The sequence below is a fragment of the Ruegeria sp. D4 genome (assembly GCF_056534475.1).
In genome coordinates this window covers 1-25,829 of record NZ_JBQFPJ010000024.1, presented here as the reverse complement: position 1 = coordinate 25,829, position 25,829 = coordinate 1, and the positions used below count along the sequence as shown (strand labels likewise).

The 25,829-nt window shown below is 53.4% G+C and carries 27 protein-coding genes and 1 pseudogene; 7 read left to right on the top strand and 21 right to left on the bottom strand.

From position 1 onward, the window contains the following. Nucleotides 1–6: 6 nt before the first annotated feature. The 5 genes from ACR0MI_RS21710 to ACR0MI_RS21690 all read right to left on the bottom strand — a co-directional run bounded on the left by ACR0MI_RS21710 (nucleotide 7) and on the right by ACR0MI_RS21690 (nucleotide 5,175). Nucleotides 7–723, bottom strand: a complete 717-nt coding sequence (locus tag ACR0MI_RS21710) for an ABC transporter ATP-binding protein (protein ID WP_170613819.1) — start codon at nucleotides 721–723, stop codon at nucleotides 7–9. Nucleotides 724–1,118: 395 nt separating this feature from the next. Further along, complete coding sequence (locus ACR0MI_RS21705) at nucleotides 1,119–1,907, bottom strand: DUF3299 domain-containing protein (RefSeq protein ID WP_170613821.1); 789 nt, start codon at nucleotides 1,905–1,907, stop codon at nucleotides 1,119–1,121. Between the two features lie 144 nt (nucleotides 1,908–2,051). Further along, complete coding sequence (locus tag ACR0MI_RS21700) at nucleotides 2,052–2,834, bottom strand: hypothetical protein (RefSeq protein WP_170817366.1); 783 nt, start codon at nucleotides 2,832–2,834, stop codon at nucleotides 2,052–2,054. Between the two features lie 113 nt (nucleotides 2,835–2,947). Continuing rightward, nucleotides 2,948–3,373 (bottom strand): antibiotic biosynthesis monooxygenase, encoded by a 426-nt coding sequence (locus tag ACR0MI_RS21695; RefSeq protein WP_170817367.1) that lies wholly within the window; start codon nucleotides 3,371–3,373, stop codon nucleotides 2,948–2,950. 59 nt (nucleotides 3,374–3,432) lie between these two features. Continuing rightward, nucleotides 3,433–5,175 carry an amidohydrolase family protein gene (locus ACR0MI_RS21690; protein WP_170817368.1) on the bottom strand — a complete coding sequence of 581 codons (1,743 nt, stop codon included), beginning with the start codon at nucleotides 5,173–5,175 and terminating at the stop codon, nucleotides 3,433–3,435. A gap of 158 nt (nucleotides 5,176–5,333) precedes the next feature. On the opposite strand from ACR0MI_RS21690, the gene ACR0MI_RS21685 reads away from it, so the two are divergent. Together ACR0MI_RS21685 and ACR0MI_RS21680 are read left to right on the top strand one after the other, a co-directional pair. Then, nucleotides 5,334–6,278, top strand: a complete 945-nt coding sequence (locus tag ACR0MI_RS21685) for a helix-turn-helix domain-containing protein (protein WP_170817369.1) — start codon at nucleotides 5,334–5,336, stop codon at nucleotides 6,276–6,278. A 155-nt stretch (nucleotides 6,279–6,433) separates the two neighbouring features. After that, nucleotides 6,434–7,066 (top strand): tyrosine-type recombinase/integrase, encoded by a 633-nt coding sequence (locus tag ACR0MI_RS21680; RefSeq protein ID WP_170613831.1) that lies wholly within the window; start codon nucleotides 6,434–6,436, stop codon nucleotides 7,064–7,066. Between the two features lie 507 nt (nucleotides 7,067–7,573). Here ACR0MI_RS21680 and ureG read toward each other — a convergent pair. From ureG to ACR0MI_RS21635, 9 genes are all read right to left on the bottom strand, one after another. Beyond that, nucleotides 7,574–8,203, bottom strand: a complete 630-nt coding sequence (gene ureG, locus ACR0MI_RS21675) for an urease accessory protein UreG (protein ID WP_170613833.1) — start codon at nucleotides 8,201–8,203, stop codon at nucleotides 7,574–7,576. After that, nucleotides 8,200–8,853, bottom strand: a complete 654-nt coding sequence (locus tag ACR0MI_RS21670) for an urease accessory UreF family protein (RefSeq protein WP_170613835.1) — start codon at nucleotides 8,851–8,853, stop codon at nucleotides 8,200–8,202. The genes ureG and ACR0MI_RS21670 overlap by 4 nt, the downstream gene beginning before the upstream one ends. After that, on the bottom strand, nucleotides 8,837–9,289 hold the full coding sequence (gene ureE / locus ACR0MI_RS21665; RefSeq protein WP_170613837.1) for an urease accessory protein UreE: 453 nt from the start codon (nucleotides 9,287–9,289) through the stop codon (nucleotides 8,837–8,839). The genes ACR0MI_RS21670 and ureE overlap by 17 nt, the downstream gene beginning before the upstream one ends. Before the next feature lie 28 nt (nucleotides 9,290–9,317). Further along, nucleotides 9,318–9,494 (bottom strand): DUF1127 domain-containing protein, encoded by a 177-nt coding sequence (locus ACR0MI_RS21660; protein WP_170682697.1) that lies wholly within the window; start codon nucleotides 9,492–9,494, stop codon nucleotides 9,318–9,320. 168 nt (nucleotides 9,495–9,662) lie between these two features. Next, nucleotides 9,663–11,423, bottom strand: a complete 1,761-nt coding sequence (gene ureC / locus ACR0MI_RS21655; protein WP_170613840.1) for an urease subunit alpha — start codon at nucleotides 11,421–11,423, stop codon at nucleotides 9,663–9,665. Further along, the gene (locus ACR0MI_RS21650; RefSeq protein WP_170613842.1) at nucleotides 11,398–11,730 is read right to left on the bottom strand and encodes an urease subunit beta; all 333 of its coding nucleotides are present in this window, start codon (nucleotides 11,728–11,730) and stop codon (nucleotides 11,398–11,400) included. Before ACR0MI_RS21650 ends, ureC begins: the two co-directional genes overlap by 26 nt. Continuing rightward, nucleotides 11,727–11,888 carry a hypothetical protein gene (locus ACR0MI_RS21645; RefSeq protein WP_170613844.1) on the bottom strand — a complete coding sequence of 54 codons (162 nt, stop codon included), beginning with the start codon at nucleotides 11,886–11,888 and terminating at the stop codon, nucleotides 11,727–11,729. Before ACR0MI_RS21645 ends, ACR0MI_RS21650 begins: the two co-directional genes overlap by 4 nt. Before the next feature lie 17 nt (nucleotides 11,889–11,905). Further along, nucleotides 11,906–12,208: an urease subunit gamma gene (locus ACR0MI_RS21640; RefSeq protein ID WP_170613846.1), complete on the bottom strand. Its 303-nt coding sequence runs from the start codon at nucleotides 12,206–12,208 to the stop codon at nucleotides 11,906–11,908. A 1-nt stretch (nucleotide 12,209) separates the two neighbouring features. Next, on the bottom strand, nucleotides 12,210–12,947 hold the full coding sequence (locus ACR0MI_RS21635; protein ID WP_480442320.1) for an urease accessory protein UreD: 738 nt from the start codon (nucleotides 12,945–12,947) through the stop codon (nucleotides 12,210–12,212). Between the two features lie 290 nt (nucleotides 12,948–13,237). On the opposite strand from ACR0MI_RS21635, the pseudogene ACR0MI_RS21630 reads away from it, so the two are divergent. Together ACR0MI_RS21630 and ACR0MI_RS21625 are read left to right on the top strand one after the other, a co-directional pair. Beyond that, nucleotides 13,238–13,489, top strand: a pseudogene (locus ACR0MI_RS21630) (ABC transporter ATP-binding protein); the annotation flags it as partial. 271 nt (nucleotides 13,490–13,760) lie between these two features. Further along, on the top strand, nucleotides 13,761–15,542 hold the full coding sequence (locus tag ACR0MI_RS21625; RefSeq protein WP_170817370.1) for a GMC family oxidoreductase N-terminal domain-containing protein: 1,782 nt from the start codon (nucleotides 13,761–13,763) through the stop codon (nucleotides 15,540–15,542). A 58-nt stretch (nucleotides 15,543–15,600) separates the two neighbouring features. Here ACR0MI_RS21625 and ACR0MI_RS21620 read toward each other — a convergent pair whose 3' ends face one another. The 4 genes from ACR0MI_RS21620 to ACR0MI_RS21605 all read right to left on the bottom strand — a co-directional run bounded on the left by ACR0MI_RS21620 (nucleotide 15,601) and on the right by ACR0MI_RS21605 (nucleotide 20,350). Then, entirely contained in the window at nucleotides 15,601–16,530 is a 930-nt protein-coding gene (locus ACR0MI_RS21620; RefSeq protein WP_170619879.1) for a hypothetical protein, read from the bottom strand. A 437-nt stretch (nucleotides 16,531–16,967) separates the two neighbouring features. Further along, nucleotides 16,968–18,593 carry a tetratricopeptide repeat protein gene (locus tag ACR0MI_RS21615; protein WP_170615129.1) on the bottom strand — a complete coding sequence of 542 codons (1,626 nt, stop codon included), beginning with the start codon at nucleotides 18,591–18,593 and terminating at the stop codon, nucleotides 16,968–16,970. A gap of 304 nt (nucleotides 18,594–18,897) precedes the next feature. Then, nucleotides 18,898–19,719 (bottom strand): ankyrin repeat domain-containing protein, encoded by an 822-nt coding sequence (locus ACR0MI_RS21610; protein ID WP_170817372.1) that lies wholly within the window; start codon nucleotides 19,717–19,719, stop codon nucleotides 18,898–18,900. A gap of 430 nt (nucleotides 19,720–20,149) precedes the next feature. After that, entirely contained in the window at nucleotides 20,150–20,350 is a 201-nt protein-coding gene (locus tag ACR0MI_RS21605) for a hypothetical protein (RefSeq protein ID WP_170609149.1), read from the bottom strand. A gap of 87 nt (nucleotides 20,351–20,437) precedes the next feature. On the opposite strand from ACR0MI_RS21605, the gene ACR0MI_RS21600 reads away from it, so the two are divergent. Next, nucleotides 20,438–21,658, top strand: a complete 1,221-nt coding sequence (locus tag ACR0MI_RS21600; protein ID WP_480855564.1) for an alpha/beta hydrolase — start codon at nucleotides 20,438–20,440, stop codon at nucleotides 21,656–21,658. Between the two features lie 141 nt (nucleotides 21,659–21,799). Further along, nucleotides 21,800–21,967, top strand: coding sequence for a hypothetical protein (locus ACR0MI_RS21595; RefSeq protein WP_170611812.1), 168 nt, complete (start codon nucleotides 21,800–21,802; stop codon nucleotides 21,965–21,967). Nucleotides 21,968–22,013: 46 nt separating this feature from the next. Here the strand turns inward: ACR0MI_RS21595 and ACR0MI_RS21590 are convergent, their stop codons facing one another. Continuing rightward, nucleotides 22,014–22,499, bottom strand: coding sequence for a hypothetical protein (locus ACR0MI_RS21590; protein ID WP_170611814.1), 486 nt, complete (start codon nucleotides 22,497–22,499; stop codon nucleotides 22,014–22,016). 667 nt (nucleotides 22,500–23,166) lie between these two features. On the opposite strand from ACR0MI_RS21590, the gene ACR0MI_RS21585 reads away from it, so the two are divergent. Next, nucleotides 23,167–23,433, top strand: coding sequence for a nitroreductase family protein (locus ACR0MI_RS21585; protein ID WP_170817374.1), 267 nt, complete (start codon nucleotides 23,167–23,169; stop codon nucleotides 23,431–23,433). A gap of 193 nt (nucleotides 23,434–23,626) precedes the next feature. Here the strand turns inward: ACR0MI_RS21585 and ACR0MI_RS21580 are convergent, their stop codons facing one another. Together ACR0MI_RS21580 and ACR0MI_RS21575 are read right to left on the bottom strand one after the other, a co-directional pair. Then, nucleotides 23,627–25,339: an adenylate/guanylate cyclase domain-containing protein gene (locus ACR0MI_RS21580; protein WP_170611818.1), complete on the bottom strand. Its 1,713-nt coding sequence runs from the start codon at nucleotides 25,337–25,339 to the stop codon at nucleotides 23,627–23,629. Nucleotides 25,340–25,410: 71 nt separating this feature from the next. After that, a complete protein-coding gene (locus ACR0MI_RS21575) occupies nucleotides 25,411–25,560 on the bottom strand; it encodes an adenine nucleotide alpha hydrolase family protein (protein WP_170611820.1) in 150 nt (49 codons plus the stop codon). Between the last annotated feature and the right edge of the window lie 269 nt (nucleotides 25,561–25,829).

The following is a 25,829-nucleotide window of genomic DNA, read 5'->3' as shown; positions in this document are numbered from 1 at the left end:
GCGGACTCACCAGTTGATCTCGTCAGGTGTGAGCTTTTCGGAATTGGCCTGAACATCTTGGATCATGCCGTCTGCAAACTTTATTACCCGGTCAGCCATATCTGCTGTTGCAGCCGCATGTGTTACAATGAGAACAGTGGTGTTCAGTCGTTCATTGACGTCTTTCAGCACCCGAAGCACGGCCCGACCTGTCTGGCTGTCGAGCGCTCCGGTCGGCTCGTCGCAGAACAAAACAGTGGGTGTTTTCGCAATGGCACGCGCGATGGCTACGCGTTGCTGCTCACCCCCTGAAAGCTGCGCTGGAAAGTGATCTTTCCTTGCGTCCAGCCCGACAAGGTCCAGTGCGTCCGCGGGTCGCATCGGGTTCTGTGCAATTTCGGTGACCAATTCCACATTCTCTTCGGCTGTAAGGCTGGGCATGAGATTGTAGAACTGAAACACGAACCCGACATGATGGCGCCGGTATAGCGTCAAGTCGCGATCCGAAAGGCTTGTCAGCTCTGTACCTCCAAACCACGCTTGCCCGCCCGATGCGCGATCGAGGCCTCCGAGTATATTTAGTAAAGTGGACTTCCCGCTGCCTGATGCACCGAGCAGTACGACCATCTCACCTTTCGGGATTTCAAGGTCGACGCCCCGCAGAGCGTGGACGGCGGCTTCCCCTTCCCCGTACACCTTGGATAGAGCTTCCGTACGAAAGGTATAACCAGGCAGGTGTTTCATGACGACACACTGTAATAGCGGGGGCGGCGGGTCAACACATTGGCAAATACGGCAACTTGTCCTTTGGTCCATGCTTTCTATTTATGTCGAACGCAAAATGCCGGGCCTTAACCCAACTTTATCTTTGAGCTGTGCTATGCATCGCCCGTTGGCGACTTGGATTGATAGTACGCATTGGGACTCAGAGCAGTCTTTCGCTGCAGCGGGAACCAATGACAGCAACGCGGACAAAGCCGCCGTTCTTAACTCTGAACGAATTGGCTGCACTCTGCGCTGATGTGAGCCTTTGTTACGCCGTCTAGCGCGTCCTGAGTGTATTGCCATCCAAATAGGCGAAACGAATGAAGCGCGACATTAACTCTCGGCTTTTTGGCGGATGAGCTTCTTCGAAATCACTAGGTGAATGCTTCAACAATATGCGCGTTGAGTTCATAAATGGATTCCACGTTTGTAGCGCCGTCGTAGAATGTAACGTCGCTGACTCGGCGTTCAGCTAGCAGTTCGCCTTCGATCCAATATGCATCGAAAATCGATTTGAACTCGATGCCCTTAGGGTAAACTACATGAATGATCTGGTTCGGTGGCGGCGAAGGTGTATGAACGCAAGAACCTGCAACCGGAACAAACAGGAATTCGGTTACAACTGCCCCATCGATTGTCAGTGGCACTATGTACCCCGGCAGCCTGATTGTGGTCCCCAGAATTTCTAAATTTGGGCCGCGCCCGATTGAGTTGTTTTGCGCAATGATTTTTCGGCGCTCTTGCATGAGCCTTTCTACGTCGACATCATGGGCGGACAGAACACCATTGGCCGCCTTGTATTCTTTAATTAGATCAGGATTAGAGCGCTCGCTGGTACTGGATGTTCGCCAACGAACTTGCGTTCGCATAGCGTTCAACAACGGATATGGCAGCTTTTCAAATGGGGTTTCCAGAGACTTTAGGGCCGGCTTCAAATCGCGCCAGCTAATTGCAACATGTTCCTGAATAGACTCGTCTAGCGATGAGGAGCGTGAGGCAATGGCCAAATCAAGTAAGCGCTCAGACATGTCAAAACGCTTTGCCCCTGAAGGAGAAGATTGGGCAGCAGGTTTTTGTGGGCTTTGGGCAATCTCCGCCTGAGCAGCTTGAATGTGTGCGAACGCAAGAACTAAAATTACTAGAGCGATCAGGTTGGTTGTCATTTCAGTGGTCCACTTGTTCCTCATAGTTGCGACGGATTCCAGTTTTCGGCCGGGGTCCAATATGCAAAGGATCGTTCTCTCTCGTGTTTTTGTTGTCCCCATTCGCTGAAAGCAGTCTCCTGGATCATGCTTCTAAACCGCCAATCAAAAAAAGAACGACAAACCCAGTTTTAGTTGTCTGTCCGGTCCGCCGTCAGGTCTGCGCTCTAGAGTGTAGTATCCCACACTGACATCCATAGCGGTGCCTTTTGCCTCATTGATGATCGAGGTCTTACCAGCGGTCAAACCCAGTGGAATCGCCCAAGCTTCGTCATTGCTGGCGGAGTTCCAATTGTACGAAACGACGTTATTGTACCCGATGTACCAACCCTCTCCCAAACCATAGTTCAAAATAGGTTGCAGGATGGTCACGTTGAAATCGTTCTCGCCCCACATATGGGCAACAACACCACCCCACGACAGGTCACCGAATTGCCCAAACATGACAAAGGCGGGGCCAGCGCCCCAACCTGCACCTTGCAAGGCGTCATTCGTGTGCGTGGGCAGGGAAACTTGCAGGCCGTACCCCAATGCGATTCCGCTTTCTCCTGGGGTGGGGGAATAAAATGCCTGCACAGTTGAATCGCCGATGCCCCAGGTCAAATCATCTTCTTCCGAGGGATCGACAATTCCAGGCGGCAACACGGCTCCGGGCTGGACACCTTGGATCGGCACAATCCCCCGAAGCACCAGTGTGGCGTCAGTCAGCGGAACTGAATAGACGGGCTGTAGCTGAAAGTTGTAGCTGTCGTCGTCATTCGTCCCGGTCCTAAAGGCGATTGTATTGTCGGTGATCAGTGCTTTTGTGTCCGCAAGCGGGTTCGCCGCCTTCCGCGCTGCCTGACAAGCCGCGTCACAAGCTTGAGCTGCATTGGGTTGAAGACTCATCAGCCCAGCGAAGAAGACAGCACAAGCGTAAAGTCGACATTTCATCATTTGCTCCCGTGTTCCGCTTAGATTTTTCTGTAGACTTTTTCTAAACCTTCATTGCCGTCGCGCATTCATTTGGATGGTCCTTGTGCCGCAGCGACAATTGGTTGGCCAATCTCTGCACCAATGCTTCGGAACAGTTCCTGATGGTCATCCGTAAGCTGCGATAGGGTGACGATTTTCTCGAACTTCGCCAACTCAACCAACTGTGGAATGAAGGGCTCGATCAACGCTTCGTGCCGGGCGTGGGCAGCCGCATCCACATAGCGTTCATAGCCGTACACCGTCTCGCCCACTCGGGCGAACTCGTAAACTAAAAGCCCGTCATCGGTGGCAGAGGCCTCAACCATGTCTTTGGCCAAAGTATCAAAAGCCTGCGCGTTTTCCGCCGGAACGCTTAGTATGGCGATAAATGCGACTTCTTCCGCATGAGCATGAGTCACCATTGAAAAACTTGCAGCCAGCAAAAAAGCGGTACAACGAACCAGTCGTTTCAATTCTGGTCTCCTATCCGGAGTTTGTACGAGACGGCCAAGGGCGTTGTGCGCCCCAGCAGTCAAATGCCGTCCCGATGCGTGAACCGCCCATCCATTAGCGTACCCAACACCTTGATGTTCGAAATTTCACGCGGTTCGACTGCAGTAATGTCCTGATCGAGAACGACAAGGTCGGCATATTTGCCCACTTCGATGGACCCTATTTTGTCCTCCATCGCCTGCTGCGCCGCAGGATAGATTGTGACCGCTTTTAGCGACTCTTCCAATGAGGCCGGTTTGCGTGACAACGGGAACGGTTTGCTGTCCGGGTTCAGCGGGTCCTGCAACGTCATTGCAATTTCAACGTTCAGGAGCGGACCGATCAGATCAATTGGCGCGGATGGAACATCCGAGGAAATCGATACGTTGTGCCCCAATGCCATCAGCGACGAATAGCGGGCAAAAATCGCCTCGACCTTTGCGCGCCCCAACAGGTCCAAAGCGTTTACGTCCTGAGCTTCCCAGTCAACGTGGAAAAGCGGGGTCGTGTTCACCATGATCTCGTTTTCGATAACAGTCTCGTGGTCCTGATCAGATACCCAGAAATAGTGGTGCAAAAGGTTGTTCGGAACGTCATAGCCAGCTCCGCGCGCAGTCATGATCGCTTCCACCGTGTTGCGCACTGTTTGTGATCCATCGACGTGAGTGCCCACCGGAAGCCCGTTCTGATTGGCCTGCAAATAAACCGAAGTTATCATTGGGCCTTCAATAGCAGCCGCACCGCGCGTTGCAGACCCATCGGCGTAATCGTCCAGCATCCAAGCGGTTTTTGAACTCCAGTTCCCTTCCGGGTGAATCTTAATGCCCCAGATGCGCAGCATGTCGCTGTCGTATTGCTCGCGTAACTCGAGTGTGTGTTCCACGATTTCGTCAGCAGTGGCGGTCGGGTCCTTGAATCCCGTCGCAACAAAGGTGCGGATTGTTAGCTCACCATTCTTTTCGAGTTCGTGTAGGTGGGCCAGCGCGAGCTTCTCATCATCTTTCACAAGCGACAGATCGGTAACTGTCGGCATGGCCATCAAAGGCACGTGCACGGCTGTAATTCCGGTTTTGACGGCCTGATCGTAGAGGTTTTTCTGGATGTCAGGAATTTCACCTGCCGGGTCCCAAGCGCCTGCATTTCGAAATGCCGCAGCCCACTGGAACTCAATGCCGATTCCTGTCTGGTTGCCTTCGGCGTCGCGCTGCCAGAACATAACGCCCGGCACCTGATCCTCTTCGTCAGGGCTGACTTGACCCGCTTCAAAGGCTTTGGAGTTCATCCAAACATCGTGGATTGTGAAGTCGAGTATAAAGGCGGGACGGTCAGAAACCACCGAATCCAGATCTTCTTTTGTAGGCCAACCGCCATAAGCCACTTGATTGAACCCATAGCCAAGGATCAACTCCTCGTCAGGATTTGCATCGGCATATTCCTTGACTGCGGCCAAGGCCTCTTCAAGCGTTTCAATTCCAAACAGGCTGACACCGCGCGACGTCCAACCCGATGCAACGATGTGATCGTGACCTGATACAAAGCCCGGCAACAGGGTATCTCCGCCCAAGTCCAGAACTTCGGTGTTATCGCCGATCAGCGCCTCGGCCCCCGCGACATCGCCAACGTAACTAATCTGGTTCCCCGTGACCGCAACGGCCTGCGCGGTCGGCGCATCGTCGTTCATGGTAAGGACAGAGGCATTGGTAAAGACCAGATCGGCGGCCTGCGCGTACAGAGCAGTTGACGATACCAATAGCGCAGCAATGGAAAGTGTTAGCTTCTTCATGAGGCACTCCAAGGACGTTAACAGATTTTCTATGTTCGAGGTCGATAGTGTAACTTGAGTTTGAGACTGGCTATCCGAATCGTGCAAACTATTATGAATAATTGAATTTCATTATGGTGCGGATAGAGCCGGACGCAAATTAAGTTGACCGAGGCGCTATGTTCTTTTCCAAAAAAATACGTTCAGTAGAAGACCTGCCCAATTACAATGACGTTCAATACGAAGCGCTACTGTTATCTCCCCAAGGGCCAAAGCTGAATTGGCGCAGTGCCCAATACAATGGTTTTGGCGTTCACTCTGAAGAAGTTTATTCGCGTATACGTTATCAAGAGGTTCAACACAGCGGTACGGTCTTCTACGGTCTGTTCCTGCCAAATGGTGATCCGGTCCGATTTCAGGGAACCTTGTATGAGGATCCGTTTTTAGTGTGTTGGCAGGGACAAAAGCAGACAGAATATGATTACGTTGCTGAATCTGGCACCCAGATTTACATGCTGGAAGTCCCACGGCACCAAGTCGAAAAGCGGGGATGGTCAACATTTGAAGCCCCAATCCGCCTGTCCAAATCTGGCCGTCTGAATGCTCATGTCCAGATCATTGAAATGTGCCTTCGCCACAAACAAAGTGGCAGGGGCATGCAAAAGGTTTGCATGTTGAATGGCATATTCGAAAGCCTCGAAAACTTGGCAGGAGATTTATTTTACTGTGCTGAACCACAAATGGCTGAAGAGAAGGCGAGCCATAGTCAATGGAAGATCGTTTTGGCGGCAGAAGAGTTTTTTTCAGAAAACCCGGCTGGCACGAAACTAACGGTTCAAGAACTGTGTCGCGAACTCGGGGTATCCAGGCGGACACTCTTTCTGGCCTTTGAAAAACAGCTTGGTGTTGGCCCAAGCAAGTTCCAATCGATCGTCCAACTGCATCGACTAAGGTCGCTTCTGCAGGAAAGCACCTATGAGAAAGGTGTCGTTTCGAAGCTCATCGGCGAGGCAGGTTTTAGTCACCTAGGCCGGACATCAGTTGCCTACCGCCAATTCTTCGGCGAAACCCCTATAGAAACCGCGACCCGACCAAAAATTGGTTCAGGTGCAGGAGCTTCTTAAGACGAAAGTCCACTTTGGGCTCCCTGCGGGCACACGCTGCGCTGCTCACGAACGTTGGATATGCTGATGAAACCTGCCATTTGGCTCCTTGATAGATTCAGTTGGTCGACACGGTGTCGGTGCATGGAGAGGGAAGGAAGGATGGAGGACAATTGATGTCCATTTTTCAACTTCCTGCCATCACACCGAAACGCCCGCCGTGGAATAAAGGTCGCCTTATAGGCCAAAAACGCCCGCTTCTCGCGAAGCAGGTCTGGGCCATCCGCGTCCGGCTTGAACTCTCAGACAATCTCAGGGACTTGGCACTCTTCAATCTTGCGATCGATAGCAAGCTGCGAGGCTGCGATCTGGTTCGCTTGAACGTAGCCGATCTTGTTGCTGGTGATCGTGTCCGCGAACGCGTGACAGTTGTCCTGAGCAAAACAAAGCGGCCAGCCCAATTCGAGGTTTCGGAAAACACCCGCCAGTCTATCTGGACCTGGGTATGTCGCCCGGAGATGCTTGGACGCAATTTCCTTTTCCCAAGCCGCTTCCACGAAAGGCCGCATATATCGACGCGACAGTACGCGCGTTTGGTCCGCGATTGGGTGTCGGCGATTGGTTTGGAGCCAAGCGATTACGGCACGCATTCACTAAGACGCACCCAAGCGGCACTGATCTACCGGAAAGCAGGCAGTCTACGCGCGGTGCAGCTCTTGCTTGGCCACACCAAGATCGACAGCACAGTTCGATATCTTGGCGTTGAACTGGAAGACGCGCTGAGTATCGCAGAAAAGATCGACGTGTGAAGATTGGGCGGGCGGCAAGAGTCGCCCGCTTTTCGTGACTGGCAATTGTCGCATCAGTGCTGACCTTCCACTGGACTTCCGAGCCGAGACGAGCGCCACCGTTGTTGATTGAGTTGAATTTCTCGCCCGGATCGCCGGGGCTCAGGTCAGTAGCTGGGTTGTCATCATTGCCATGTGAATGCTTGCGGGAAGTAAGCAGTCACTCTAGAATATTTCGGCGAACGTCCTCTTCGAGAGCGAAAAGCGGGCGTCGCAATTTCGCGCCGCGCGTGCCCCTCAGCGGAGAAATATCGGAGGGTGAAACTCGCAGAGCGCGCAAAAAACCGGCCTCGAAAAATGGCTTGGTTGTGTGTAGTTGTATGGCTGAGCTTATTGCTCTTCCTGTACAGACAACAGCTAGGTGAAGAAAAAAGATAACGTCCAGACGAACGAGGAAATGAAAGACTGTACTTTCGGCCTCTCCAATCGACTTCAGGTGCCGACAATTTGGCATTTTCGTTCTGGGTGCTAATTCGCTTCTGAAATTGTTAACCCACCCCGCTTCACCAAGAGGTCAACAATTGCGGCAACCCCTTTTTTGTGACGAAGGGACGAAAACAAAAAAGGCCGTCCTTTGCGCATTCTGGCTGCGTCTCTTTCCATGACCTCCAGTGAAGCGCCAACATGCGGCGCCAGATCCGTTTTGTTTATGACCAGGATGTCGGATTTTGTTATGGCCGGTCCGCCCTTTCGTGGGATTTCCTCACCAGCGGCGACGTCAATCACATAGATTGTGAGGTCCGCGAGCTCCGGGCTGAAAGTAGCCGACAGGTTGTCGCCGCCGCTTTCGATAAGAACAATATCAAGATCGGGATGGCGTTCCTGCATTTCAGCGACCGCTGCTAGGTTGATCGATGCATCCTCGCGGATCGCTGTATGTGGGCAACCGCCCGTTTCGACGCCGATAATTCTATCTTGGGGAAGAATTTGCATACGCATCAATGCTTCAGCGTCCTCCTGAGTATAAATGTCATTGGTGATGACACTCACCGAACAGACGTCGCGCAGAGCTTCAGATAAGGCAGCAGTCAAAGTTGTCTTTCCGGCTCCAACCGGACCACCGATGCCAACGCGAAGAGGGCCGTTCATATTGTTCATGTACGGAATATCCTTGAATACTGTGTTTCGTGTTTCATCGACGCTATGTCCGTCAGGAACGCAGTCGAACTCAGTTCTTCTAAGCCTGCCATTTGCGCTTTTTCGGCGATGTGAGCGCATAGCGGTGTCAAATTACGTATCAGTCTCTGAGAATCGGTTTGGCCCAGCGGCACTAGGCGCGTTGCGCAGGCGACCAAGTTGCTTGCAAATGCTTGTAAATACATCTTTGTCGCCAGTAACATGGGGAGGCCCTGCAGACGTGCGGCGTGGCCTACTGAAACTGGGTAAGCATATTGTTGGATATCTAGTTCCCAGACGTCTCCTGTGACCGTTCCGAATGCTTGTCCCAGCAATTCGGTTTCCATTTTTCTTTCAAATGACGCGCAGATGGCCCGGGCTTTGGCATCGACACTGATAAGTTCATCTTTATCCTGAGCGTTGTATGCGGACACTACGAACAGAGCGTCATTCCATCCAGATCCATGTTCCAGCGCATGTGAAACCCAGGCTTGGGTATCTTGTGAACTGGAGACAGCTCCCTCGTCAATTGCAGTTTCCAGCCCATGAGAATAGGCAAAGCCCCCTACGGGATATGCCGGAGACAACCACTGGGTTAGCGTAAGGATATCAGCGTCAGTGGGCGTGGCCATGAGTCCTGCCGTGGCCATAGGCCCCACCTTCGGGGGTGAACGGTTCGTGAACCTCCCGAACCGAGGCTCCGATTTTCAGAAGCATGTCTCGGATCACATGATCGACCTGAATCAGAAGCCGATCCTTTTCGATTTGGCAGGGCGTGTGGCGATTGCCGATATGCCAAGCAATGCGCGTCAGGTCCGGGGCTTTAACCTCCAGCAACGCTTCGGGTGCAGCCTGTATTTCCACTTCGCGACCGTCATCCAGAACCAAAGCGCCACCGTGGTTCAACGAAGTCGTTTGTGCCAGATCGATGAGAATCTGTTCGCCACTTTCGCAGGTCAAAACCTTGCGCCGCAAAAAGCGGTCGTCATAGGTTAATGACAGACAGTCTGCTGGATCGCTATGCGTGTGATCCGAATACTTACGTGCAATACAGAGCAGGGCGGTCATACCGTCGCCTCCTCTGCAGGGGGAACGGTCAGAGCCAGATTGAGTCCGAAAATACCCGATGCACGATCCGTTCGCGCGCCAGGCCGCGCTTTTTCAACTCTTCGTCGCTCAGTGATTGCAGGAATTCGACTTGCCGGACGCGTGATTGAGCTTCGGCCACGCTGATCAGGGCCGAGTAGATTGACGATCCGATGGATGCGATCAAATTTGGCAGCGAAAAGCGTGCGTGTGTTTGTGCTGTTGAGTGTGCCATTTGGACCCTCGTAAATGTTGGTCCTCCCATTGGATTTAATATTTGTCATAGTGGCCTCATTTAGAAGAGCGTGTTTGGTCATTTCAGCCTTGCGCGGGCCGCAACTCAGCACATTTTTGATCAGAACAAAAAGTATCGTTGCGCCATTGGCAGGACTTCGGCGGGTTGGCAGGTCAGCAACTCGCCATCCGCCCGGACTTCGTAGGTTTCCGGATCAACTTCGACTTGCGGCGTCGCGTTGTTCAGCAGAAGATCCTGCTTGCCGATCTCACGCGTGTTTTGGACGGCGACGGTCTGTTTTGCCAATCCCAGTGCATCACCGATCCCGTCCGCATAGGCGGCTTGCGAGACAAATGTGATCGCCGAGTTTTCTACCGACCGACCATATGCGCCAAACATGGGGCGGCTATAGACAGGCTGCGGAGTGGGGATAGACGCGTTGGGATCGCCCATCTGCGCACACGCAATCGTGCCGCCCAGCAGAACCATCTCGGGCTTCACTCCGAAAAAGGCAGGGTTCCATAGGACTAAGTCGGCGCGCTTGCCTTCTTCGATGCTACCAATCTCATGGCTGAGGCCGTGGGCAATGGCTGGGTTGATGGTGTATTTCGCGATGTAGCGGCGGACGCGAAAGTTGTCGTTCTCACCGGTTTCTTCGGGTAGACGACCGCGCTGTTTCTTCATCTTATCGGCGGTTTGCCAAGTGCGGATCAATACCTCTCCGACCCGACCCATGGCCTGGCTGTCAGACGCGATGATCGAGAACGCGCCCATGTCGTGCAGGATATCTTCGGCTGCGATGGTCTCGCGCCGGATGCGGCTTTCGGCAAAGGCCACGTCCTCAGGGATGGACTTGTCGAGGTGATGACAGACCATCAGCATGTCCAGATGCTCTTCGACCGTATTCACTGTGAAGGGTCGCGTCGGGTTGGTCGAGGACGGCAGCACGTGGTTCTCGCCGCAGATCTTGATGATGTCCGGGGCGTGTCCACCGCCTGCGCCTTCAGTGTGGAAGGCGTGAATCGTACGACCTTTTATGGCCGCCAAGGTGTTTTCCACAAAGCCTGATTCATTCAGCGTGTCAGTGTGGATCATCACCTGCACGTCCATTGCATCGGCTGTCGACAGGCAGCAGTCGATGGCGGCGGGGGTTGTTCCCCAGTCTTCGTGCAGTTTCAGGGCACACGCTCCGGCTTTGACCTGTTCCTCCAGTCCAGCGGGTAGAGAGGCATTGCCCTTACCTGCAAAGGCTAGATTCATTGGAAACGCATCAGCGGCCTGCAACATCCGCCCGATATGCCAAGGTCCAGGGGTGCATGTGGTCGCCAGCGTACCATGCGCAGGCCCTGTGCCGCCGCCCAGCATTGTGGTCAGGCCGGAATGCAGCGCGTCCTCGATTTGTTGCGGGCAAATAAAGTGGATATGGCTGTCGAACCCGCCCGCCGTCAGGATGCGACCCTCTCCTGCAATTGCCTCAGTACCAGGGCCTATGATGATGTCCACGCCAGGTTGCGTATCGGGGTTGCCGGCTTTCCCAATCTTGGCGATACGCCCGCCCGTCAACCCAACGTCCGCTTTGTAGATACCGGAATAATCGACGATCAGTGCGTTGGTGATCACCGTATCCACGGCCCCTTCAGCGCGGGTGGCCTGAGATTGCCCCATCCCGTCGCGAATGACTTTGCCACCACCGAACTTGACCTCTTCCCCATAGACATCTTCGCGGTGCCCGGTTTCGCTGAAACGCGCAGCCGTTGCGCGCTCAACGATCAGGTCCTTCTCAACCTCGATGATCAGTTCGGTATCTGCCAATCGTACTTTGTCACCGACCGTGGGGCCGAACATTGACGCATAGTCACTTCGGCTGATCTTGCCCGGCATCTTTCAGAGCCCCCATGATATGCATATTGAAACCGTAGATGTGCCGGCGCCCGTCAACTGGCACCAGTATGACTTCGCGAGTCTGGCCCGGCTCAAATCTCACAGCCGTGCCTGCCGGGATGTCCAACCGCATCCCCAAGGCCGCGTAGCGATCAAAATCCAAGGCAGAGTTGGCTTCGGCAAAATGGTAATGGCTGCCGACCTGCACCGGTCGATCACCGGTATTGGCGACAACAACAAGACGACTGCTGCGTCCTGCGTTGAGTGTCAGTGAACCCTCGGCAGGTATGATCTCACCCGGGATCATTTAGGCAGATTCAATATGACCGTGATGGCGATGACCGCGATCAATGCCAGCCCAGCTGCGAGCAGGGCGAAATCACTGCCATGGGCATGAATATGGGTATCCGTATGGGCCAAAGCAGGACCAGCCAAAATAAAAGCGGGAAACAACATTCGGTTCATTTGGAACTCCTTGGAAATTAGCGGATTGGGTTGTGAACAGTGACAAGCTTAGTGCCGTCTGGGAAAGTAGCTTCGACCTGCACCTCGTGGATCATCTCGGGCACGCCTTGCATGCATTGGTCGCGGGTGATCACTTCGGCGCCGGCTTGCATCATATCGGCGACTGAACAGCCATCGCGTGCGCCTTCGACCACGGCGTCGGTAATCAGGGCAATGGCCTCGGGGTGGTTCAACTTGACACCGCGGGCCAGCCGTTTGCGGGCGACCTCAGCAGCCATGGCAACCAGTAGTTTGTCTTTTTCACGAGGGGTCAGGTTCATCTCAGAGAATCCAGCAACGGGGTAATGTGTCTTTGTTCAGCCTGCGCAGAACCGGGACCAGAGTGCGGCGAAGGGCCAAGCTGTTGTGGGCTAGAACACGGATAGCCAGCAGGTCATTTTGGAGTAGTGTTGCACCTGCGTCGTCGGGCAGCATTCCGCGAATAGAATCCAAATGACCTTCGGCAGCCTCCGATGCAAAGACGATCAGTGCCATCGCCCCTGCGCCGTTTGCAATATGCGGCTTGGATAGGTGAGAGTGCCAATTACCGGAGAACCGCATCGCATCCAGGAACACCAGCTTTCCTTCGTGTCGTATCTCGATCCGATCGCTTAAGCGGATATCGGTCAACGTCTCGCCCATGGCGGCGCGCCCAAAGACCAGCGGCTCTACCATCAAAACCTCGGCACCCGGTTGCTTGTCGATCTTCAGGCGTCGTTCCAAAGCACTGCCGTTGAACAAAATGCTCTCTTGCGGCAACCAATTCAGGCGGGCTCCTGCTTCAACTGTCAGGTGATTGATAACCTGGGCACGTTCTTCAGGTTGGGCCTTGTAGGCACGCTCGCAGGCTTGTGTCGTCAGTGTCAGCGCGGTGCCTTCTGCTGCCTTGCCTGATAACCGGAATGAATCGCCGCCTGTCACACCACCTGCAGTGTTCAGAAGAACCGCATCAAGATCAGGCGTCGGTGTTCTGGGAAACAGACATTTCAAAGACCCGGACTGGCGAAACTTGTCTAGCACGGTCCTTTGGCCCAATTGCTTGGTGCTCAAGTAGACGGTGCCTGCAGCACGGGGCGGCAGCGCATTGTACGTCGGCAATATGGCAGCAGCTTGGGTAATCGGGCACCTTTAAAGCGTCGTTTTGGTGCCACTTGTTTCTCTATTGTAGGGTCGGAACGCTAATCTGCAGCGTCTCAAACTGCCTATTTCCATATCGTGTGGCTAAATATTAGACAGAGACGTCAGTCCTAGATGAAAAAACAGGCACACCTTGCCGACTTTCTAATTTGGGTCAAAGGTAAGTTGCCAAACTTGCTGCGATGCAGAACCGGCGCAGGAGCGACCTTCCTGGCGGTAAGCAGCAACAGCTGGCCATCGCGCGAGCGCTGATCACGAGGCTGCGACTGCTGCTGAATGAGCCAACCGAAGGCATTCAGCCGAAGTTAGTCCAGCAGATTGGCGAAGTGATCTGGCACCCTAGAACGACGAGTGGAACAGAAATTGTCGTAGTCGAGCAGTATTTCGACTTCAAGTATGACCTTGCTAAAAAGATTGTCGTGTTGTGACGTGGAGAAGTCATGGTCAAAGGCATACGATGCTCCTTGGCTGGCAGTTTTCAAACGGGAGCTGCATTCCTTGCCACGCGGAGGCAACGACGTTCAAGTCGACAGCTTTGCCCATTTTCTGAACTGGTCCAAGGGACAGGGACTCTACCGGGCTCTGGGTCGAGATCACCAGATCAACATCGAACTCCGGGAGCGCAATCGCGAGAGGTTCAAATGACGGTAGAGTCCCGGAGTAAAGCTTGAAGACGCATCGAACTGTGTTTCAAAGGTGGTCACCTATATCGATCCCGCGAGCGGTCCAAATGACTGCTCGCAACCGCTAACCAGTCTTTTGACTATTGCCCCGAATGACCGCTCTGAGCCCAAAGCGGACATACCCAACCTCCGCAAAATGTATTGCTTGATAAAGGGCAGACTGTCCGCCACTCTTTCCAGATTGGTAGTTTGGGGTTTTGTCATGACGGATAGTTTTGACGTTATTATCGTTGGCGCCGGAAGTGCTGGATGCGTCCTCGCCGCTCGTTTGACCGAAGATGTGAAGCGTTCCGTTTTGTTATTAGAGGCCGGTGGATCGAACGACGACCCCCGGGTTTCCACACCCGCAAAATTTGGCGCTCTCACTAATACACGTTTCGATTGGGCCTTTCGGACAACTCCGCAGGGCGAACTTTCGGGACGCCAGATCGCCTATCCGCGCGGTCGATGTATCGGCGGCACTGGTTCGATAAACTACATGATATACCTGCGCGGGCATCCGGCAGACTACAACACGTGGTCCCAAATGGGCGCAACGGGCTGGGGATGGGACGGTGTGCTGCCCTATTTCAAGAAGGCTGAGAATTGGGAAGTCGATGGAGATCCGTCGATCCATGGGGACGGCGGCCCGCTGACTGTGACTAAGCCAGGCGAGCGGTCGCCCTTAACCGAGACATTTATAGAAGCCTGCCAGCAGGCCGGGATTCCATTTAATGGCGATCTGAATGGCATGGAACTGGACGGCTGTGGTTATTTCCCCGCGACCTTGCAAGAGAACAGGCGGGGCAGCACCGCGCAGACATACCTCTCCGCGGCGATGGGGCGTCCCAACTTGACCGTTGTGACCGGTGCGACGGTTATGTCGTTGCAATTTAAGGGCAGTTCTGTGACCGGTGTGAATTATCTTGCCAAGGGAGAACTGAACCATGCAACTGCACAGGAAACGGTCTTGGCGGCGGGGGCCGTAGGCTCACCTCAGATATTGCAACTTTCAGGAGTTGGCCCTGCAGACCTTTTGAACGATGTCGGAGTCCGGGTAAAGCATGACCTGCCCGGCGTGGGTGAAAATCTGCAGGATCACTTCCATTACCGCGCCCGTTGGGAAATCGATCAGCCTTTGACCTTCTATGGCCGAAGCGCAGAGCAAGCGGCAGAGGTTGAGCGCCTCTACTCGGAGGAGTCGCGCGGTCCCCTGACAACGAACCACTTTGAGTCTGGTGCGTTTCTGAGATCCGGGCCCCATGTCGATATTCCCGACATAGAACTGCTTATGATCCCATATTTCATAAGCTTGGGAGCCCCGGAGTATCGCCCACCGGATCGCCACGGTTTCACAATCTCTGGTTTTCCGACCCGTCCTTGGAGTCGAGGGCGTGTGACTATTGCATCAAACGACCCATTGGATCGGCCCATTATCGATCCTGGATATCTAAGCGACCCGGCGGATGTCGATCTGATGCGCTCGATCATCAAGGAAGCGCGGAAGATTGTATCACAGGAAGCCTTTTCGAAGCTTAATCCGGTTGAGATATCTCCGGGGGCGGACGCCCAGAGCGACGAAGAACTTCTTGCGGACATTCGTGAGATTTCGTCGACGTCCTTTCATCCCGTTGGCAGTTGCAGGATGGGGCAAAGCGATGATTGCGTCGTAGCTCCTGACTTGAAAGTGCACGGGCTTGAAGGGTTGAGCGTTGCCGATGCGTCTGTGATGCCGCAAATGAACACCGGACACCCCAACGCGCCGGTGATTATGATTGCTGAAAAAGCTGCCGACATGATCGCTGGGCGCGTTTGAGTGAAATAATTGCTAAGCATCAGACAACCGATTTTTTGTGACAGGATCAGGCCCCGACCTAGAACCGCAGACCGAAGCCTATCGAAAAACCGGAAAATCCTTCGGCAACTACACCGTTTAACATTACACGTCCCGCTTGAACGGCTGGCAGACCGGTCAGGCGAGTATCAATCTCAAGTCCTACGCCAGCTGTGGCCAGCCAATCGGTGCCAAGAACGGTTGCACTGTCGCCGTGATACAGCACAACACCAGCATCCAGAACGAGTTGTGTTGGGAGTTCGAAGAGATTGACGTTTTCCAGCGGATAGCGATGACGTGAGAACAGGGTTGTTTGGTTTGAACTCGCACTTGCGTTCCCAGCCTCAGGCTCGTTGATCGGGTTAAAATCCAAGAATGTTTGACGGATACGATATTCCCCCTGCCACGATCCAAATTGCGCCTCTCGGAAGATACCAAGCGAAGCACCAACCCCGAATGCGTTTAAGTCTCCGTCGATCAAATCGTTGGAGCTAGATGCCGAACGCAGCAATGGAAAGCCGCCAAGAAAAGCATCCGCAGTCACTTGGCCAAGTGAAAGATGTCCGACCGGACGAACTTTCCACTCGTTTACCAATGGAAATTCCCAACCGATGCCGACCGTTGCTGCCACGCTTGACCAAGTTACATCCAACTCAGTGCCGGGGGCGATCTCTGGAAAGAAGAGTACCGGGTTATATTTTTGATAGGCAACAAGACCCTCTACATACAGCCCGTTTTCAAGTGGCTTGTAACCTCCTCGCAGTTGCGTCGAGCGTAGACTCTTGGCACCTCCGGAAGCATCAAGAAAAGAAAACGAGGATAGAGTCTCGTTTGGGGTGGCGGCGATACTCAAGACGGACAAAGCCGCTCGCGCTGCAGCCTCAGAGGCATCAGGGTCCACGCTTTGAGCATTGGATGGACTAGTTGAACTTGCAGTTGAAAACACCGCGAAAGCAAGAAATCGTCTCAATGTACAGGCTCATTTGTCGGATAAAATGGAAGACATAGCGATGTCCCTTAAGCTTAGCATTGCCGGGATAAGAATGCCCCGCCTTTTGCCATATTTGTTTTGCTGTTAGGCAATTTGGTCTCGATTGTGAGGGTCTCGCCCCCAACTGCTTCCTTAACCGCCTAAGAGGGGACCTAAATTGGGGAATACCAGTCAGCAATGTGAATTGAACCCGTCGCCGCAATGTCCGCTCCGCATTGATAACCCGTATCCAACAAAAAGTGGCAGGTGACAGCTTCGAGCCCAAAGCGACCCTGAAAAATGACGCAACTCGTCGCCCGCGGTGAATGTAGATAGCGAGCTTTAGGTTGGGTCGTGGTAGAATATCGAAAGGCGAGAACGTCTTACATATCTGCCATTCGATTATTAGCCTACGCTCTAGTAACCCATCTAAGCCTCTATGCTTGGATCGGTTCACCTGGCAACCCTATAGCCTCTCTGATGGGGTCAGGCAGATGAAGATTTTGTGCGAGGATATCCGCTTTTTCTGACAGCGCTTCCGCACGTTCTGCAGCAGTTTCTGCTTTGGGGTGCATTCCGGACTTCCTGAGTATCCACGCCTTCACTAACCAAAAGTGTCTGCAGTAGGGGCGCATTTCAGTAGCGTCTGAAATTGCTTCGATCGCGAGTTGCTTATCACCTGCCATCATGTGGGCAATCGAAAGGGGATAAAGCCGGTACGGAAGAAACGGATCCTCGGTGGAACGACTCACGGCCTTCGCTAAACTTTTCCGAGCAGCTTCCCAGTTGCCGGCAATAACTTCGGTGTAACCGCTCGCCTCCATACCCAAAACGTAGCTGGGATTCAGTCTGAAAATCCTATCAATGTCCTTCCGGGCGCCATGCAGATCACCCGCGAGGCGCGCGCGCACCTGCGCCCGCGTATACCAGCAGTAGTCAGAGCGAGGCGCAGCCTGAACGGCCTTGTTCGATGACTCTATGATCCGCATTCGCAAATCAGGATCAGCCTCGCGATAGCATGCTTCTAAGGGGTACAATTTGGCTTCACACCACATTGCAAGCCCGGACCCGTTCTCGGGATCAAGTCGAAGCGCTCGCTCCAGCAATTTACCCGCATGCCTATAGTCCTCGACGGTGGCACGGTAAAACAGCATTGCCGCTCGGGATCTCAACTCACTTGGGCTCAATTGATCGTCTGGAATGTCATTAAGACGGTCACCGTCAAACGCATTGATCTGCAGACGTAAATCGTCTGACAGCTGTTCTGCAGCCCGGTCGCTTAGTTCAAACAAATCCTTTGAATCTCCGTTTAGGAAGCGCGACCAGGTTACCTGTCCATCTCCCAACCGAGTAAGGCTGGACGATATCCTTGCTTCAGTCTCCCGGCAGCGCAACCTGCACCTCAGGCTGTAGGTTGCTTTGGTCTCGGATGTTGAATCTGTTGCAATTACACGCACACCTGTGCGGCGCGAAAGACTGTGAACCAACTGCTCCTGCAGGTCAGCGCAAACCTCAAGAGTCTCTCTCGTTTCGGGAGCACTTGTGACCGGCTCGACCGCAATGGAAGGCAATTCGGTTAGTTCAATTTCACGCTGCGTGGCGGGCCGCCATTGAAACCCATTCACCGGATTAGCAAGATTCTTCAAATCGAACGTGCCCGCATCGCTGAAACCCGCCGAGAACTTATCGTCCAACTGCCGCTTAAGGTCTTCGGAGATCATCACACCACCGGGTGGCGCTTCGGTTTGCAGGCGGGCGGTGATATTTATACCGGCGCCATAAATGTCGGCCTCGTCTTGAACGATCTCACCGAGATGCGCTGCCATCCTCAGCCTGATTTTCTTATGGTCGACCAATCCCAATTGCACAAATTGAGCGGTTTCGATTGCCGCTGATACTGAAGGAAAGGCAATAATCCATCCATCGCCCATACGCTTCAGTATTTCGCCGCCTCTTTGTACGGCCTCTGGTTCCAGTAGTTTATCCCGAAGTTCGTGGACCAGCTCGATTGCGAGCGACTGATCCGCCTCCATTGCGGACGTATAGCCGACCAGGTCGGCCATCAAGATTACGGCCAGGCGAGCTTTCATAAAGCAAGGTTAAGACAACGCTCAGGTATTGTCATCTTTTGAAGCGGGCGAAGCGGCTTCTGGGCATCACCAAAGCAATGCAATGAATGGCGGCTTCGTCCGCACAGCGGTCATTGATGCACTACGCCGCGAACGACTGCTTCGAGCCCATAGCTGACGCTTTAGTAATTGCCGGAACAGGTGAATTACGCGGACATTTATGAAGACATTCGCTGCTTGTTGTCACTTCACAGCAAAGCGGGACAAACTGGTCGCCCAAGCGATTTCAGCTCGGCCCTCAATCTCTCAAAGTTGCTAGATATGCAATGAGATCCGCGCGATCATTTTCATTTTCAATTCCGAGCATCACTTTGGTCGTCCCGGGTACAAACTGATACGGGCTAGCGAGATAGCTATTCAGTGTATCCGCATCCCAAACCAAACCTAATTCGCGCAAGTAACTTGAGTAAGGAAACTCGGGATCGGACGCAGAGGGTCGTTCGAATACTCCCCAAAAATTGGGCCCATTATCGCCGGCAATTCCTATCGACGAAGGTTTGCCGTGGCAGATTTCGCACCCCTTGGCTAGAAACTCACCATTTGAAATATCGGCACCCTGCAACTTATCGGCAATCGGTTGGCGCTCTACTCGCTGAGGCGCTCCCGCTTCGATGAGCACCTCGGCGATTTCGATGTGCCCCGCTCTCAGCGCCTGATGCAAAGGAGTCGAGATATATGGTTCATAGCTGGCTGGGTCCGCCCCTGCCTCAATGAGGACTTTTACCACTTCGATGTGGCCATACCCGGCCGCATGGTGGAGAGCGGTTCCAACCGTATAAGTATCATTTCCCTGATAGAAAAAAATTGTTGGATCGGCACCCCGCGCAAGAAGAAGTTTAACCAACTCGGTATGGCCGAATTTTGCAGCTACAAAAAGCGGTGTAACGCCCGGTGCGCTTGTCATGTTCGTACTGCGAAGTTCGAGCGGTACACCCTTATCTAGTTCCGCGAGAACGCCCTCAATATTTCCACGTTTAGCGTGGAGATGGATGATTTCCGCCAATGCCTTCTCAAGCGGAAAGATGAACAGCGACAGAGCTACTGCAATCAGCCGAAACATACGGGCCTCCAAATTCAACAGCTTAAGCCAACCATAAGCAGATGGAACCATTGTACCAAATCCTAAGGTGGAAAAGGGCTCCTGTGTGACACTCGGGGCAGTTCGTCCCATTTGTGGTCGCTCGCAGAAGAAGCATTTTCGCCATCGCAACGCATGACGGTAATGTCGGCTGCGTCCGCAGCATTTGAGTCCACTTATGGACGTTGGTTCGGAGCCAAATTCACGGACCTGCTGGTTCGAACTGAACGTCAGCTTCGTCCGCAACTCTGCCGTTCAGAAGATTTCAGCGAACGTCCGCTACCGCTCTATGCAGACCTTCAGGCGAAATTTCTCGGAATGACCATTAACAATGACCGCTATTCGTTCCTAAGCCGTCGTCTGACTAAAAGACTCAGATGGCTGCGTTGAGCCCAAATTGGTCTTTCGATTTTCACAGCCGCGTAGTTGCCGCAGTTCGTGGCAACTCAGATTTTCGATGCCGTGGCACCGCGGAGAAAACCTGCGCCGCGAACTCATGGAACGTTGGGCGATAGGGACGCGATAGTTTTTCGGCAGCGCGATCAGCTTCGGTCAGCGGGGATAGGTGATCGGGCAAATGCTTGAGCAGGGCGGTATCAAAAGGGGCATTCATCGTCTTTCTCCTTGTTCCTGTTGCCACTGTGACAGGGGTAAAAGATCTTCGCTTGAAGACAGCCCTTAGAAATCCCTGTGAATTCATTTGGATTTGTCTAGAATTTCAAAGATCATCTTGGATCAAAGGTTTGTCTCATTGTTTTACCGTTTTGGAGATTGCGAACTCGACACTGCCAGCCGCCGACTGAAATGCGCCGGTCTGGAAGTTGCCATCGAACCGCAAGTTTTCGATTTGCTGCGGCTTCTGGCGGAGAACCCTTCAAGATTAGTGACCAAAGATGAGATCATTGACGCCGTCTGGGGCGGACGCGTCGTTTCCGAAAGTGCCGTCAGCGCCCGGATCGCTGCAGCACGCCGTGCGATTGGAGACAACGGAAAGCAGCAGAAGGTAATTCGGACACATCACGGGCGAGGTCTGGAAATGGTTGCTGTTGTTACAGGCGGCGACGCCACCGACCGCCCAAATTTGGAAAAACCAATGGCTCCCAAGGTGCGATACACGATCTCAAAGCGCGGGCACTCTTTGGCCTATCTTGTTTCCGGTTCCGGGCCACCGCTGTTTCAACTTGATGGTCCGCCGCTTAGCAAGGAGAAGGCGTGGCACATACCGATCTTGCGAGATGGCTATGATGCCTATCGAGAGGGTCGTACGCTCATTCAAATGGACTGGGCCGGAACGGGTCTGTCGGAGGCGTTGGATGAAGCGCTTAGCATCGAAGAGAATGTCGAGGATATGGTCGCCGTTGCCGATGCCGCCGGGTTAGACCGATTTGCTCTCATGAGCGAATCTGGTGCGTGTTTGCCAGCCGTCCTATTCGCTGCAACGCATCCTGAGAGGCTCACACACCTTGTCATGGTTGGCGGGTATGCAGAGGGCCGCGGGATTCGTGAGGCGCAAGGCCAGCCCGAGGTCTTGAAGGCTATGATGGAGGCAGGTTGGGACCAGCATGAAGGCGGGATCGCCACTGCCTTTCTCACGGCCTATTTTCCCGAGGGTCCGGCCGAAGGCGTGCGGCAAATGGTGGGACTAATGCAGGAAAGCGCCTCTCAGAAATTCATGCTCGAACATCGCGACCGGTCCAACAATGCATCAATCATCGATGTATTGAAGAATGTCGAATGCCCGACTCTGATCATTCAAGGTCGTAACGATTCAATACATCCCTTGGTGCAGGCGAAGAAACTTGCTGCAGGCATTCCCGGCTCGGAGCTGTTGGTGTTGGAAAGCGCGAACCACTTGCCTGTCCCTGGCCACCCAACATTCGATGTGTTTATCCAGGCGCTCCGGGGTTTTCTCGATGCCTGACAGATAAGGCGCGCGGCTGGAGGCAATGGCTCCTTCGTCCGCAACTTGGTCATTCCCGCAATAAATCTGAATGTCCGCCCACCCTAAAAACCGAGCAACCTCCTGCATCTAAATAAAGAAGCAAATGCAGGAGTTTGATCCATGAAGTACTTGTCTGCCCTCGGCGTTCTCGTCGGGGGTTTTCTTTTGCACCCACCGCCCAAGGCTGTCCTGACGACGATGCTCTGGGTGGTGTCTCGGTCTCATCCCGCTGTCTCGGCGCTGGTTCTGCTGGCGGTCCTCTGGACGTGGAGGCCCGACGATGACTGAGCTGAAGCTTGTCTGACGTCAGCACCAATGGGACAGTTTGAAAGAGTTACTGCGACGGAGCTTTAGCCGGTGAGTATCCCTGAGTGCTGGACAGCGCTTGGCTGTCGCGTTGTTTGAATACAGGACCGCCAGCAAATCCGGGATCGATTTCGATTACATAGAGCTGACCCGCCTTCGCCTGAAGCTGTAATTGAGGTTTCTCCATAATCACCAATCCAAGTCCTACGTTCAAAACGCTCGCCACAGTCTCAGCATTCAAATTTACCGTTCCGGGGCTGACTTCTTGCACATGGCGTGTACCAACAGACATGTCTGCCACAGCATTACCGTTTACAAAGACCCTATAGATATTTGCGCTGCCTGCAAATTCGTTTCCACGGAAAAATACAACCATTGAACGATTCGCTGGAACGGTTGGTACTAGGCTCGTTGTTCCTTGATTTCCAATTGAATCGGTTGTCTTTGGAGATGGAGTTTCGCATCCTGCAATCAAGAGAGTGGCAATTGTCGCGGCGATGGGTAGAAGCTTCATTTCCGGCTCTCCTAGATCATTCTCCGAGCTTCGGTATTTGGAAAACCAGATTAATGAGAAACACTTTGTCATGTATTGACATACGTCAATATGAAGACCCCACCTACTTATTTGCGCCAGCAGCGTACCTGTGCAGTTGTACGATTCTGCAACCTGTCTCAAGGTAGTGCTCCGCGTCTGGGTAGATTGCACATCCTTTCCGCATTGGGCTCCCATCAGTCATTCGCAGCACTAGGATTGAACGTCCGCCCCCCCAATCCGCCAGCACCAGCGACCCCCGTCAGCCCCCGGAACGACTCGTCAACGGTCCAGTCCTACGGACGCCGTCAGCACTAGAGAACGGCCTCTCCGGCGGTCAGAAGTGCCCCATGCTGACCCGCTGACGCTCCATTCCGCCCGTCGCTTCGCTCAGCAAAATGCCCCCGAAACCGCCCCAGTTTCTCGGGCTTCGCTGAAAAGCTCTTAGGTTTCATCGGACGGCAAGGATTCCTACCACCCCAGCCAGTTCATCAGAACATGGAACGAGACTAGGCACTTGGGGCTAAAGACCCCTCACATCAGGGACTTTCTGTTCGCGGATCAAGGTATTCAGTTGATGAACCTTGATAGTCAGATAGCGGAGCGCGTCCATCGGCACTTCTGCGATCGGGCCGTTCCAGTCCTATCCGTGCATGACAGTTTTATTGTCGATTACACCCGCGTGGGGGAGCTGAAGCGGGTGATGGCCGAGGCGTCTACTGGAGTGGCTGGTGCACCGTTACCCACATCGAACAAGTTCTACGGGCTGGACGAACAACCCGATCCGAACGCCGACCACGTCAAAGACTACATCATCTGTCGGCAGACGGCCCGGTCCGAGGCGTATCTTCAACGGCTGGCGGAACATGAACGGAGAACAGGGCGAGAGGTGGTGCCGTTCGAAGCTCAAAATTGACGCTGCAGAAATAAGTGGGCCGAGTTATCGGACAGACGAAGGGTTGAATTGTGCATAAATCAGTTTCTAACACTCCGTGAAGTCACAGGAAGCTATTGCTGTGATCATTCAGTTCTTTCATCTTCAATTTTGTGACCTGACGTTCACTTGGAGCGGTGCGAAGCTAAAGCCTTTGCAAAAACGCTACGGATACTCATTTTGGCAACCCTGCTTTTAACCAACCTTCGCGCCAACTATCTGCACAGGATGGAACAGTGAATATTGGCATTTGTGTCTGCGCTGAGGCTGCAGTCAGGCCCGGGCGCAACGTCTGAAGGTCCGCTACCGCTTTGCGAGCTGCAGCATCATCGGTGAGGTGTCCCAAAGCAGCAATCAGCATAAGATGGCTCATTACGAAGTTTGAGCGTACAGATAAAGCTTCTCGGCAAGCCTTAGCCGATTCTTCATAACGCCCAAGGTGAAAAAGCGCGCTAGCCTGAGCAAGGTAAGCAGCGTGGCGCAATGGATCGTGAGGGCTGAGCTCAACAGATTGAACCGCGTGACTTAGTGCTTCCTCTGGACGATCAAGAAGAAAAAGGTTGATGGAGCCCAGCATATGGACCGTTGCGGCATTTGGATTTTGCTCAAGAGCTTGTTTGAAAGCAACCCGCGCGCGTGGCAGGTCTCGCGCCAGCATAGAGATTGAATGCGCAGCGTACGCCAACGCGATGCCGTCTGCACGATCGCTCAACAGAACCCGCTCGGCTGCCTTAATAGCCTCTTTCGGCCCTTCACCAATTGGCTCAAGCCCTTGAACCATTCGCTGAATATGCAACCAAGCCAACAGCCCTGACGCGGATGCGTATTCTGGATCACGCCTCAATGCGAGGTTTGTCAGACGTATGGCCTCTCGATTGTCTTGATCCGTTAAAAGATGGAAATGCGATTGTGCTCGAAGATATAGTTCATAAGCTTCCAAATTTTCCGTAGGTTTTGCCCGCGCTCGGTTAGTTTCGGCGTGCCTTAAAGACGGTTCAATCGCGGTTACGACCTCCAGCGTTACTTTGTCTTGAAGGTCAAAAATATCATCAAGCACGCCGTCGAAGCGGTCTGCCCAGAGATGACTGCCGTCTTCCGCATCAATCAACTGCCCTGTAATGCGGACTCGTTGACCTGCTCGTCTGACTGAACCCTCGAGAACGTAGCGCACTCCAAGAATGCGACCCACTTCGCGTATGTCCGTGCTTTTTCCTTTGAATGTAAAAGATGAATTTCTTGCCACGACCATCAGCCAACGGAAACGAGACAACTCTGTGATAATGTCTTCGGTGATGCCGTCCGCAAAAAACTCCTGTTCGGGATCACCAGACATATTGTCGAATGGCAGCACTGCAATCCCGGGTCTGACATCTGCCTTTTCTGACAGATTGGCAAAAGTGCCCTTTGGCCAGCACCAAACACCAATGCGGCGCGTGATGTTTTTGAGTTCTGTCTGCTCACCGCCATCGAATTTGGATGCGTCACCTCGGTCAAGACTGTTGTGAGATGTGTCCGATATCAAAACCTGATCCGGTTCGGCCAGCGCTTCGAGACGAGCGGCGACATTTATTCCGTCACCAAAAATGTCATCGCCTTCTGTAACGACCTCGCCAGTATGAATGCCAATTCGAAGCTTGATGCTCTCTGGTTTCTGCGCTGACTGTAATGCAATAGCGCAATCTGCAGCGTCTGATGTGGACTTAAACTCGGCAATCCAACCGTCGCCCAAGCTTTTGATCAATGTCCCCCTGTGGGCTTGCAGCAGCGACTGAAGTGTATCTTCACGGAATGATCTAAGCGCAGCAATCGTACCTTCACGGTCATGATCCATCAGTGCTGAATATCCGACGATGTCCGCCGCAAGCACTGTGGTAAGCCGTCTGTCCATTCGTTCCCCCGTTTTGAGAAACTTAGCGCGACACTCAACTTCTGTCAGCCCGACAACTTTGCCTTTGAGCGTTAAACCCTAAGTCCCAAACTGCTCTCAAAATCCATTCCATGCTGGAGATCATCCCAGATGCGGTCGACCAACTCTGCCACCTCTGGATGGTCCGACCAGCGATGAACGTCGATTGGCCGCGAGTGCCATGGGTCCTCTATCTCCCCCATAACCTCCTCCTTCCTCAATGTATTACGGATCAGGAAGGAGGATACTCGGGTCTCTCTATCCTCCTGTTTCTATTCATTACTTATACCTATTCCCCACCCCCATAGAACTCCTGCTAGAGGTCAGGAAAGAGGAGGAGTCAGGGGGAGTCAGAACACCCGAAACCACTGGGGCATAAATGGGGGCATTTCTCGGAGGGTTTAGCCCCAAGTGCCTAGTCTCGTTCCATGTTCTGATGACCTGGCTGGGGTGGTAGGAATCCTTGCCCACC